This is a genomic window from Saliniramus sp., from assembly GCF_035311605.1.
GTDB lineage: Bacteria > Pseudomonadota > Alphaproteobacteria > Rhizobiales > Beijerinckiaceae > Saliniramus.
The window spans coordinates 1-12,486 of the sequence record NZ_DATGCW010000290.1 but is presented as its reverse complement, the minus strand read 5'-3'; the positions used below and the strand labels follow the sequence as shown (position 1 = coordinate 12,486).

The 12,486-nt window shown below is 65.7% G+C and carries 7 protein-coding genes; 5 read left to right on the top strand and 2 right to left on the bottom strand.

The genetic code is table 11. The features are described from left to right. The 5 genes from glgB to treY all read left to right on the top strand — a co-directional run. Positions 1-1,172: 1,4-alpha-glucan branching enzyme (gene glgB / locus VKP01_RS13035; protein WP_324412959.1), on the top strand; the 1,172-nt coding region annotated here is incomplete at its 5' end. A gap of 8 nt (positions 1,173-1,180) precedes the next feature. Further along, positions 1,181-3,289, top strand: coding sequence for a glycogen debranching protein GlgX (glgX, locus tag VKP01_RS13030; protein ID WP_324412957.1), 2,109 nt, complete (start codon positions 1,181-1,183; stop codon positions 3,287-3,289). After that, the gene (gene treZ, locus VKP01_RS13025; protein WP_324412955.1) at positions 3,286-5,049 is read left to right on the top strand and encodes a malto-oligosyltrehalose trehalohydrolase; all 1,764 of its coding nucleotides are present in this window, start codon (positions 3,286-3,288) and stop codon (positions 5,047-5,049) included. Before glgX ends, treZ begins: the two co-directional genes overlap by 4 nt. A 2-nt stretch (positions 5,050-5,051) precedes the next feature. Further along, positions 5,052-7,133, top strand: a complete 2,082-nt coding sequence (gene malQ / locus VKP01_RS13020; RefSeq protein ID WP_324412953.1) for a 4-alpha-glucanotransferase — start codon at positions 5,052-5,054, stop codon at positions 7,131-7,133. Continuing rightward, positions 7,130-9,859: a malto-oligosyltrehalose synthase gene (treY, locus tag VKP01_RS13015; protein WP_324412951.1), complete on the top strand. Its 2,730-nt coding sequence runs from the start codon at positions 7,130-7,132 to the stop codon at positions 9,857-9,859. The genes malQ and treY overlap by 4 nt, the downstream gene beginning before the upstream one ends. Positions 9,860-9,877: 18 nt before the next feature. Here the strand turns inward: treY and glcF are convergent, their stop codons facing one another. After that, on the bottom strand, positions 9,878-11,182 hold the full coding sequence (glcF, locus tag VKP01_RS13010; RefSeq protein WP_324412949.1) for a glycolate oxidase subunit GlcF: 1,305 nt from the start codon (positions 11,180-11,182) through the stop codon (positions 9,878-9,880). A 43-nt stretch (positions 11,183-11,225) separates the two neighbouring features. Continuing rightward, entirely contained in the window at positions 11,226-12,413 is a 1,188-nt protein-coding gene (gene glcE / locus VKP01_RS13005) for a glycolate oxidase subunit GlcE (RefSeq protein WP_324412947.1), read from the bottom strand. Between the last annotated feature and the right edge of the window lie 73 nt (positions 12,414-12,486).

Genomic DNA, 12,486 nt, shown 5'->3' with positions numbered 1-12,486 from the left:
GGGTGCCTGCGCATTTTCCCACCGATCCGCACGGGCTTGCGCGGTTCGACGGCACGGCGCTCTACGAGCACGCGGACCCGCGCGAAGGCTTCCATCAGGACTGGAATACCTACATCTACAATCTCGGCCGCCGCGAGGTGCAGGGCTTCCTCATCGCCAGCGGGCTCTATTGGCTGGAGCGCTTCCACGTGGACGGACTGCGCGTCGATGCGGTCGCGTCGATGCTCTATCGCGATTACAGCCGCGAGCAGGGACAATGGGTGCCCAATATCCATGGCGGGCGTGAGAACCTCGAATCGATCGATTTCCTCAAGCGCTTCAACACGATCGTGCGCGAGCGCGCCCCCGGGGCGGTGACCATCGCGGAAGAATCCACGGCCTTTCCGGGCGTGTCGCATCCGGTCGCGGAAGGCGGGCTCGGCTTCGATTACAAGTGGAACATGGGCTGGATGCACGACACGCTGCAATACATTGCGCGCGAATCCCTCTACCGCTCATACCATCATAACGAGTTGACCTTCGGTCTCGTCTATGCCTTCTCCGAACACTTCGTCCTGCCGATTTCCCATGACGAGGTCGTCCACGGCAAGGGTTCGCTGATCGGCAAGATGCCCGGCGACGCCTGGCAGAAGCTGGCTAACCTGCGCGCCTACCTGTCCTTCATGTGGAGCCATCCCGGCAAGAAGCTGCTCTTCATGGGCTGCGAGATCGGCCAGCAGCGCGAATGGGGCCATGACGGCGAGATCGACTGGGCGCTCTTGCAGGACGAGGGCCACGCCGGGCTACAGATGCTGGTGCGCGATCTCAACCGGCTCTATGCAAGCGAGCCGGCCCTGCATCGCCTCGACGCCGATCCCGCGGGCTTCGCCTGGGTGATCGGCGATGACGCGACGAACAGTGTCTTCGCCTGGCTGCGCAAGGCCCCGGGCGCGCCGACGCTTCTGTGCGTGCTCAACATGACGCCGGTAACACGGACGCATTACGCCGTCGGCGTGCCGCAGGCGGGGCGCTGGCGCGAGATCCTCAATTCGGATGCCGGGATCTATGGCGGTTCGAATGCCGGCAATGGCGGCGTCGTCGCCTCCGACGCCGCGCCGGCGCATGGTCATGACCAGTCGCTCGATCTGACCCTGCCGCCGCTCTCCCTCACAATCTTCCGCTTCGAAGGATGAGATAAAACATGCCGACCCTGCCAGACAGGCTTTCACCCGGCTCGCCTTACCCCCTCGGGGCGACGTGGGACGGCCTCGGCGTGAATTTCGCGGTCTATTCCGCCCATGCCGAGCGGATCGATCTGTGCATTTTCGATGAGACCGGGCGGCGCGAGATCGCGCGCTACGAGATGCCGGAATGGACCGACGAGATCTGGCACGGTTATCTGCCGCATGTGCGGGCGGGGCTGCTCTACGGCTACCGCGCCCACGGGCCCTACGAACCGGCAAACGGGCATCGCTTCAACCCCAACAAGCTGCTGATCGACCCCTATGCGAGAGGTCTTCAAGGGGAGACGCGCTGGAGCGACGCCTTGTTCGGCTACAGGGTAAACTCTTCGCGCGCCGATCTTTCCTTCGACCGGCGCGACAGCGCGCCCGCCGTGCCGAAATCTGTTGTCATCGATGACAGTTTCAACTGGGGCGACGACCGCTCGCCCGATATCCCCTGGGAGGAGACGGTGATCTACGAGGCCCATGTGAAGGGCCTGACCAAACTGATGGAAGAGGTGCGCGTGCCCGAGCGCGGCACCTATGCGGCGCTCGGCCACCCCGCTGTGATTGCCCATCTCAAGCGTCTGGGCATCACCAGCGTCGAACTGATGCCGATCCACGCGATTTTGCAGGACCGTTTCCTGCAGGAGAAGAAGCTGACCAATTACTGGGGCTACAACACGCTCTCGTTCTTCGCGCCGGAAAACCGCTACATGGCGAAGCAAGGGGATCACGACGAGTTGCGCATCGCCATCCGGCAATTGCACGCGGCGGGGATCGAGGTGATCCTTGACGTCGTCTACAATCACACCGCCGAGGGGGGCGAGCTCGGGCCGACGCTCTCCTGGCGTGGCCTCGACAATGCCAGTTATTATCGCCTGCTGCCGGATAATCCGCGCCATTGCATCAACGATACCGGCACCGGCAACACGGTGAACCTGTCCAATCCGCGTGTCCTGCAGATGGTGATGGACAGCCTGCGCTACTGGGCGACATCGTATCGTGTGGACGGGTTCCGCTTCGATCTCGGTGTGACTTTGGGGCGCGAGCCGCATGGTTTCGACCCCGGCGCCGGCTTCTTCGACGCGCTGCGGCAGGATCCGGTGCTCCAGCGCAAGAAGCTGATCTCGGAACCCTGGGATATCGGCCCCGGCGGCTACCAGCTCGGCCATCACCCGCCGGGCTTTGCCGAGTGGAACGATCGCTATCGCGACAGCGTGCGCCGCTACTGGCGCGAGGATCCGGGCCTGCGCCCGGAAATGGCTTCGCGGCTGACCGGATCCGGCGATCTGTTCGATCGCCGCGCGCGCCGGCCCTGGGCTTCGCTGAACTTCATCGCCGCCCATGACGGCTACACCGCTGCGGACATCACGGCCTACGAGGAAAAGCACAACGAGGCCAATGGCGAGGACAACCGCGATGGCCATTCCGAGAATTATTCGCGCAACTGGGGCGCCGAGGGCGAGACCGACGACGAGACCATTCGCGAGACGCGCCTGCGGGTGATGCGCTCGATGCTGACGACGCTGTTTGCCTCGCTCGGCACTCCAATGCTGCTTGCCGGCGACGAATTCGGACGCAGCCAGGGGGGCAACAACAACGCCTATGCCCAGGATAACGAGATCTCCTGGATCGACTGGTCCAAGGCCAGATCCGAAGAGGGCGAGGCGCTGACGGATTACGTGGCGCGCCTGATCGCCTTGCGACGCACCTATCCCGGCCTGCGCTCGCGCCGCTTCCTCTATGGCGTCGATCTGGCACCGGGGATCAAGGATATCGACTGGTTCGACGAAAACGCTTCCGTACCCTCGCCGGAGGACTGGGACGCTCCCGAGCGCCGGGCGCTGACCATGCGCCGGGCGCGCGTCAAGCCGGACGGACGTATCGAAATGGTGCTTTTTCTCATGAATGCATCAAGCTCCGCCCTCGATTTCCGCTTGCCACAACCACCTGCCGCATGGCGTCTTCTGATCGACAGCGCCCGTCCGCAGGAGCCGGAAGGGCCTGTCGAAGGGGAGACCTATGGGGTGAGTGAGCGCTCCGCCGTGCTGCTGGTGGCGGAATGCGAAGGGGGAGAGAAATGAGCGCTTTTCAGTTTCCGATCACGGCGGGAGCTGTGATCCAGGCGCGCAACCGGACACGTTTTCGTTTCTTCGCGCCGGCGCAGGAGCGCGTGGCGCTGATGGTGGAGGATTGGGATCCGATCCCGATGCAGCGTGACGAGGCCGGCTGGTTCACGGTCGAGGCGGAATGCGGCGCAGGCGCGCGCTACCGCTACCGCCTGCAGGACGGCTTGCTCGTGCCCGATCCGGCCTCGCGGCTGCAAACGCCTGACGTGCATGACCGCAGCATCGTCCATGATGCGGAAACCTATGCCTGGCGCTGCCCCGAATGGAAGGGGCGCCCCTGGCAGGACAGTGTCATCTACGAGTTGCATACCGGGCTGCTCGGCGGCTATGCGGGCGTCGCCGAACACCTTCCGGCCATCGCCGATATCGGCGTGACCGCCATCCAGCTGATGCCGATCGCCGATTTCCCCGGTCGCCGAAGCTGGGGTTATGACGGGGTGCTGCCCTTCGCGCCCGATACGGCCTATGGCGATCCGCATGATCTCAAGGCGCTGATCGACCGGGCGCATGAGCTGGGACTGAACATCTTCCTCGACGTCGTCTACAACCATTTCGGCCCTGACGGGAACTACCTGCACGCCTATGCGCCGGACTTCTTCCGCGAGGATATCACAACGCCCTGGGGCGCCGCGCTCGATTTCCGCCATCCTGAGCTGCGGCGCTTCTTCAAGGAGAATGTGCTCTATTGGCTGATGGAATACCGCTTCGACGGGCTCCGCTTTGATGCCGTCCACGCCATCCATGACGGCGACTGGCTGGAGGAGGTCGGGCAGGCCGTGCGCGAGACGGTGGAGGAGGGGCGCCACGTCCATCTCATCCTCGAGAACGAGCACAATGATCCCGAGCCGCTCGGAGGCCCCTTTGACGGACAATGGAACGACGATTTCCATCATTGCGTGCATGTGCTGCTGACCGGTGAGAGCGCGGGCTATTACGGCGGCTTCACCGAAGGGACGACTGAGAAGCTCGCCCGCTCGCTGGCGCAGGGTTTCGTCTATCAGGGCGAGACGCCGCCCGGATCGGACGAGCCGCGTGGCGGTGCGAGCGCGCATCTGCCGCCGACCGCCTTCGTCAACCATCTCCAGAACCACGACCAGATCGGCAACCGCGCCTTCGGCGAGCGCCTCACCACGCTGGCCGACAAGCCGGCTCTGGAAGCGGCGATCGCCCTGTTGCTGCTGGCACCGCAGATCCCGATGATCTTCATGGGCGAGGAGACGGGTTCGATCGAACCCTTCCTCTATTTCACCGACCACCATCCCGGCCTCGCGCCGCTGGTGCGCGACGGGCGCCGGCAGGAATTCGCCGCCTTTCCCGAATTCGCCGATCCGCACAAGCGCGAGATGATTCCCGATCCCAACGATCCCGAGACCTTCGAGCGCTCACGCCCGGTGCTTGCGGGGGAGGGCGGTGACATGGCCCGCGAGGATCTCTACCGGACCCTCCTCGGCATCCGCCGCACCCGCATCGCGCCGCATCTCGATGGCGTGGAATCGCTGGGGGCCGAGGTGATCGGCGACAAGGCCGTGATCGCCCGCTGGCGGCTCTCCTACGGGGGGGTGATGACGCTGGCCTGCAATCTTTCCACTGACCCGGTGAAACCTCCGGGCAAGGTATTCCCGGAGGTTGCGCCCCTGCATTGGGTGGGGCGAGGAATGGTGCGCAGGGAACTTCAGGGCCACTCGACCATTCTCTGGTTAGAGGAGAACGCTTGACGATGAATGATTTGCGCGATCTCGCCCAGGCCGCCGGCCTGATACTCGCCTGGACTGATTATCGAGGTGAGTGGCGCGAGGTGGGCGATGATACGTTGCGCGCGGCGCTCAACGCGGTCGGCTATCCTGCGGGTTCGCAGGCGGAAATCAAGGAGAGCTTCGCCGCGCTCCACGCCATGCAATCGGGGGCCGGTCTGCGCTTCCTGACGACGGATTGCGGCGCCCCGACATTGCTCCCGCCCGATCTCGCCCATCATGTCGTCGCGCAATTGCGGCTGGAGACCGGCGAGCGTCGCGAGATGCGGCTGGCGCCCAGCGCCGGCGGCATGACCATCCCGCCCATCCTCGAACCCGGCTATCACCTGGTCGAACTCGACGGCGACACCCTCACCCTGGCGGTCGCGCCGACTCGCGCCTATGGTCTTGCAGACGCGCTCGGGGAAGCAGATGGCGATGCCCGCAGGGCATTCGGCGTGGCGGCGCAGATCTATGCCCTGCCGCCGACGCCCTATTCGAGCTTCGGCGATGCCGGCTCCCTGCACGATTATGCCCGGGCTTTGGGTGAAGCCGGGGCGGATGCCGTCGCCGTCAGCCCGTCCCATGCCCTCTATGCCGCCGATCCGGGGCGTTCGAGCCCCTATGCGCCCTCGACGCGGCTGTTCCACAACGTGCTCATGGCCGATCCGGGGGCCGTGTTCGACGCGGATTTTGCTGCCATCGCCCGCTGCGACACGCCCGGCGCGCCCTTGATCGACTGGGCCCGCGAGGGCGCTGCCAAGCGCGAGGCGCTGCGTCGGCTCTACGAGCGCTTCACCACCGAGGGGCCGCTCGATCTGCGCGTGGATTTCGCCCGTTATCGCGCCGATGGCGGGGCGCTGCTCGAAGAGCATGCGACCTATGAGGCGCTGCACGCTCATTTTGCGCAGAGCCTCGGCGCGCCCCGCGGCTGGCAGGGCTGGCCGGAGGCCTATCGGCACCCGCGGGCACCCGCCGTGAAGGCATTTGCGCAGGAGCATGCGCATGAGGTGGTGTTCCATGCTTTCTTGCAATGGCTGACCGAGCGCTCGCTCGCTGCGGCGCAGAGCGCGGCCCGGGAGGCGGGAATGGGAATCGGCATGATCGCCGATCTGGCGGTCGGGATGGATGCGGGTGGCAGCCATGCCTGGAGTCGTCCCGACGATATCCTGCAGGGCGTCAGCATAGGTGCGCCGCCGGATCCACTGGGTCCGCTCGGGCAGGATTGGGGACTCACGACCTTCTCGCCCAAGGCTTTGCAGGAGCACGGCTTCGCCCCCTTCATCGCCACGTTGCGTTCGGCGATGCGCACGGCGGGCGGGGTGCGGATCGACCATGTGATGGGCCTGTCACGGCTCTGGCTGGTGCCCTGGGGCATTCCATCGACCGAGGGCGTGTATCTGCAATACCCGCTCGACGACATGCTGCGCATCGTCGCGCTCGAATCGCATCGCAACCAGGCCATCGTCATCGGCGAGGATCTCGGCACGGTGCCCGACGGATTTCGCGGGCGCATCGACCAGGCTGGTGTGATGGGGATGCGGGTGCTGTTGTTCGAACGCGAGGATGACGGGCGCTTCCGCGCGCCGCAGCACTGGGACGTCAATGCGGTGGCGATGACCACGACGCATGATCTGCCCACTATTGCCGGCTGGTGGCAGGGCAACGACATCGCCTGGCGTGACAGGCTGGGGCAGCTTCCCAGCACCGAGGATGCCGGGATCCAGATGGCCGAGCGCCATTATGACCGGCTCCGCTTCTGGGAGAGCGTATCCGATTACGGGCTGAGCCAGGAATCCATCCCGTATGTCGAGCATCCCGATACGGTGATCGACGCCGCCCTCGACTATATTGCCCGCAGCGCCTGCACCCTCGCCATCGCGCCGGCGGAGGATATCGCGGGTGCACGCGAGCAGCCGAATCTGCCCGGGACCATCGATACCCACCCTAACTGGCGCAGGCGCCTTCCGGAAGAGCCCGCGACGGGCCCGGTCGCGAAGGCGCGTCTGGCGCGTCTGGCGGATGCGCGCCCGCGTGCACAAGGCAAGTGTGAGAAGGAGCAGGCATGACGCCGCGCGCGACCTATCGGCTGCAATTCAATGACGGTTTCACCTTCGACGATGCATGCGCGATCGTGCCCTATCTGGCGGGTCTCGGAGTTAGTCACGTCTACGCCTCGCCGATCCTGTCCTCGCGCAGCGGATCCTCGCACGGCTATGACGGAGTCGATCCGACGCGGGTCGATGAAGAACTCGGCGGCGAGCCGGGCCTTCGCGCTTTTGTTGCACAATTGCGCGCCCATGGCATGGGGCTGATCGCCGATATCGTGCCCAACCACATGGCCGTGGGCGGCGCGGAGAATGCTTGGTGGCTCGACGTGCTCGAAAACGGGCAGTCAAGCCCCTATGCCTCGTTCTTCGACATCGACTGGGACACGCCCGATGAGGCCCTGAAGGGCAAGGTGCTGGCTCCGTTCCTCGGCGAGCCCTATGGCGCGGTGCTCGCGGCGGGCGATCTCGCTCTCGTCTTCGACGACGCGCTGGAGAGCTTCGCCATCGCCTATCACCATCACCGCTTCCCGATCCGCCCGGAAGATTACCCTGCGATCCTGCGTGCCGGCGGGGAGGATTTCGAGGCGCTGGCGCAGCGCTTCGAGGCGGCGGAAGGCCGCTCCGGTTTCATCGAGGCCTGCCGCGTCACGGCCTCCATGGGTGAGCGTCTCGAAGCCGTGGAGGAGGCCTGGCGCGACCCGCAGATGCTGCACGAACTGATGGAAAGCCAGCATTTCAGGCTGGCCTGGTGGCGGGTTGCCGGCGACATGATCAACTGGCGCCGCTTCTTCGATATTACCGAGCTCGCAGGCTTGCGGGTCGAGGATCCGCGCGTCTTCGACATGATCCACGCCACCATCCTGCGGCTCTATCGCGAGGGGCTGGTCGACGGGTTGCGCATTGATCACATCGACGGCCTGCGCGACCCGGCCGGCTATTGCCACCATCTGCGCGAACGCCTCGACGCGCTGACGGAGTTGCGCCCGGAGGAGGCGGGGCGTGAGCGGGCCTGGCTGATCGTCGAGAAGATTCTCGGACGCGACGAGACCCTGCCGCTCGACTGGGATTGTGACGGCACCACCGGATACGAATTCATGGATCGCGCCAGCGCCGTGCTTTACGATCCGCGCGCCGCCGAAGCGCTGTCGGAATTGTGGAGCGAGGTAAGCGGACGCTATCCCGATTTCGAGAGCGAGGAGGCGGATGCGCGCAACGAATTGCTGGTGCGCGACTTTTCCGGTCAGCTCGAAGCCTGCGCGCGCGCCTTCCACGCCATGACACAAGCCTCGCTGGAGACGCGCGACATCACCCTTGCGGCGCTGCGCCGGGCGCTGACGGCGCTGATCGTGGCTTTCCCGGTCTATCGCACCTATGCGACCGAAGGCGCGTCACCGGGATCTGATGCGCCCCATCTCGCGCAAGCGGTTGATGCCGCGAAGGCGATGAGTGCGCCGGGGGAGGAGGGCGTCGTCGATCTCATCGCCGGCTGGCTTTCCGGTATCGGGCCAGCGGATGCGCAGGCGCGCGGGGAGGCGGCGGCGCGCTTCCAGCAGCTCACCGCGCCGATCGCCGCCAAGGCGGTGGAAGATACAGCCTTCTATCGCTACGGGCGCCTGATCTCGCGCAATGATGTCGGCTTCGATGTCGATGCGCTCGCCATTGCGGTCGATGATTTTCACATGGCCTCGACCCGGACCGTGAGCGAGCATCCTGGCGGTATGGTCACCACCGCGACGCATGACCACAAACGCGGCGAGGATGTGCGCGCACGGCTCGCGGTGATCAGCGAGGACCCCGGCAGCTGGGCGGAGGCCGTCGCGGAGTGGTTCGAGCGCAACCGCCGGCTCTCCGGCGAATTGATCGACCCGGCTGATGAATACGTGCTCTATCAGATGATGGTCGGCGCCTGGCCGCTCGATCTCGCGCCCGACGATGCGCCGGGCCTCGCAGCCTTCCGCGAGCGCCTTGCAGGCTGGCAGGAAAAGGCTTTGCGCGAGGGCAAGCTGCGCTCGTCATGGCGCGAGCCTGATGAGGAATACGAAGCCGCCTGCCAGGCATTTCTTGAAAAGATCGGCGATCCCGATCGCAGCCTGCCGTTTCTTGAGGCGATTCATGGCTATGTGCAGCATATCGCGCCGGCCGGCGCCCTGAACGGGCTGGTTCAGGCCTTCCTGCGCAATCTCGTGCCGGGCGTGCCCGATCTCTATCAGGGGTGCGAATTCTGGGATTTCTCGCTGGTCGATCCCGATAACCGTCGCCCGGTGGACTATGCGGCGCGGATGACGGCGCTCACGGAGGGGCCGTCGCTCGAAGCGCTGTTGCCACACTGGCGCGACGGACGGATCAAGCAGGCGCTGATCGCACGGCTTCTGAAGCTGCGCAGCAACGCGCCGGCGCGGTTTGTGGAGGGTGAGTACGTGCCGCTTGATGTCGCAGGCGCACGCGCGGGCAATGTGATCGCCTTCGCACGGCGGTATTCATCCTCTCTGCTGATCGCCGTTGCCCCGCGTTGTGCGAGCGGCGCTGTCGATGCCGGCGCAACGCCGTTGCCCGATCCGCAATGGTGGGGCGATACGCGCATCCTGGTTCCGCCGGATATGCAGGGCACCCCGATGCGCGACGCCTTGAGAGACGACAGGACGGCGTGCGGTCCGAGCCGTGACGTCGATGCACCGCTCGCGCCGGAGCTTCCACTCGTGGAGCTTCTGGCGACGCTGCCTTTCGCGCTGAAGGTGAGCAGCTGATCCGCCGGATCCCCCGACTCACTCCAAAGCTTGCGGGCGCGGGCCGCCGGTGGCCCAGTCGAGCAGTTCGGCGGTGTGGACGATGGGGATTTCGGTGCCTTTGCCGATCTGCGTCATGCAGCCGATATTGCCGGTGGCGATGATGTCGGGGCGCGTGCGCTCGATATTGCCGACCTTGCGGGCGCGCAATTGTTCGGCGATTTCCGGCTGCATGATGTTGTACGTGCCTGCCGAGCCGCAGCAGATATGGCTCTCGGGCACGTCCTTTACCTTGAAGCCCGCCTTCTTCAGGAGCTTCTTCGGCGCTTCCCTGATCTGCTGGCCATGCTGCATCGAGCAGGCGGAGTGATAGGCGACGGTGAGCTTGTCCGCCTCGCCCGTGGGTTCCAGCGTCAGGGTTTCCAGATATTCGGTGATATCTTTCGCCAGCGCCGAGACCCGGGCCGCCTTCTCGGCATATTCCGCATCCTCGCGGAACATGTGGCCGTAATCCTTGATCGTGGTGCCGCAGCCCGACGCCGTGATGATGATGGCGTCGAGGCCGTTCTCCTCGATCTCGCGGATCCAGACGTCGATATTGCGCCTGGCGAAATCGTGGCTTTCTTCCGTACGCCCCATATGATGTACCAGCGCCCCGCAACAGCCCTCGCCGGCGACCTGCGTGACGGTGATGCCGTGGCGGTTGAGCAGGCGGATCGTGGCCTCGTTGATGCCCGGATCAAGCACGGTCTGGGCGCAGCCCTGGAGAATCGCCACGCGCCCGCGTTCTTCGCCTTGCGCGGCGAAGACGCCCGGTCCTTCCTGGGCCGAGCGCGTGGGCAGGCGCCCCGGTGCGAGATCGAGCATCGCCCCCATCCGCGGCCCCACCTTCGGCAGCGCCTTCGCCACACCCTTGAAGGGCTTGCCGAGATAGGCGCCGAACAGGGCGAGGCGGAAGCGGCCCGGATAGGGCAGGATGGCCGAGAGCAGGCTGCGCATCAGCCGGTCATGCCAGGGGCGCTGATAGGTCTCCTCGATATGCGCGCGGGCATGATCGACGAGATGCATGTAATGCACGCCAGAGGGGCAGGTGGTCATGCAGGACAGGCAGGAGAGGCAGCGGTCGATATGGGTGACGACCTGCCCGGAGGCCGGCTTGCCGTTCTCCAGCATGTCCTTCATCAGATAGATGCGCCCGCGCGGGCTGTCGAGCTCGTCGCCCAGCAGCAGATAGGTCGGACAGGTCGCCGTACAGAACCCGCAATGCACACAGGTGCGCAGGATCGTCTCCGATTCCCGCATATCCGGATTTTCGAGCAGTTCAGGCGCAAAATTGGTCTGCATGGGTGCGGCTCACGAATATGGTGTCGGGATGCGGTGTTCCGGTTCAGATGCCGGCATACATCCGCCCGGGATTGAAGATGCCGTCGGGGTCGAATCGGGCCTTGATCTCGCGCGAGATCCGCATCAGCGGCTCGGGCAGGGGCTCGAACACATCGATCGCCGCACGCAGTTCCTGCGGCGCTCGCATCAGGGTGGCGTGGCCGCCATGGGCGTGGGTGGCGGCGCGGACGCTTGCCGCCGCTTCGTCATCTGCCGGCGTCGCGATCCAGATCAGCCCGCCGCCCCAATCGAAGTAATGCCGGCCCTGGACCTTCGCGCGAATCGCTGCGGCAAGCGCCGGGCCGGCGCCGGGGCGGGTCGATATCCGCCAGATCGCCTGATGGGACAGGCTGATCAGCGGCCCGCCATCGCGCAGCCCGCGCCACAAAGCATCGCCACTCTCGCCCGGCAGCGTCGCCGGATCGCCATAATCGGCCAGCGTCTCGCGCAATTCGCCGAGGCGGTAATCGACGGAGGGCTTGAAGCCCTCGATGCGTATCAGCGTCTGCGCCGTCTGATAGCCTTCGCCGACCGGAATATGCGCCGCGCCCGTCACCTCGAAGGGAGAGCCGAGCGCCTCGGACAAGGCGGCGACGGCGCGTTCGTCGTCGAGGCCGGAATAGACCAGCGTCGCGGAGGTTTCCGGGATCGGCAGGACCTTGAAGATCACTTCCGTCAACAGTCCCAGCGTGCCCCATGAGCCGCCCATCAGCTTGACCAGATCGAGCCCGGTGACGTTCTTCATCACCCGCCCGCCATTCTTGACGATCTCGCCATGACCGTTGACGAAACGCACCCCGATCAGCGCGTCGCGCGCCGCGCCCGCCATGATCCGACGCGGCCCGGAGAGATTGGCCGCCGCAACGCCGCCTATGGTGGGCTCGCCCTCGGTGCCGAGCAGCGCGCGGTAATCCGGCGGCTCGAAGGCCAGGCGCTGGCCTTTCTCGGCGAGCGCCGCCTCGATCTCGGCCAGCGGCGTCCCCGCCTTCGCGCCGATCACCAGCTCCGCCGGCTCATACAAAGTGATGCCCTTGAGCTTGCGCGAGGTCAGCGTTGCCGCCGCCTGGACCGGTCGCCCGATCCCCGCCTTGGTATCCCCGCCGGCGAGGCTCAGCGGCATGCGATCTGCCCGGGCGGCCACGACGATTTCCGCGACAGCTTCCTCGCTCGCCGGTTCATGCACGCTGGTCATGCGTCACGCCTTTCCGGTTGGGGGGGGTATTTGAGGGGGGTGATGAAGGGCGGTACAAACCGGCAAGATGGGT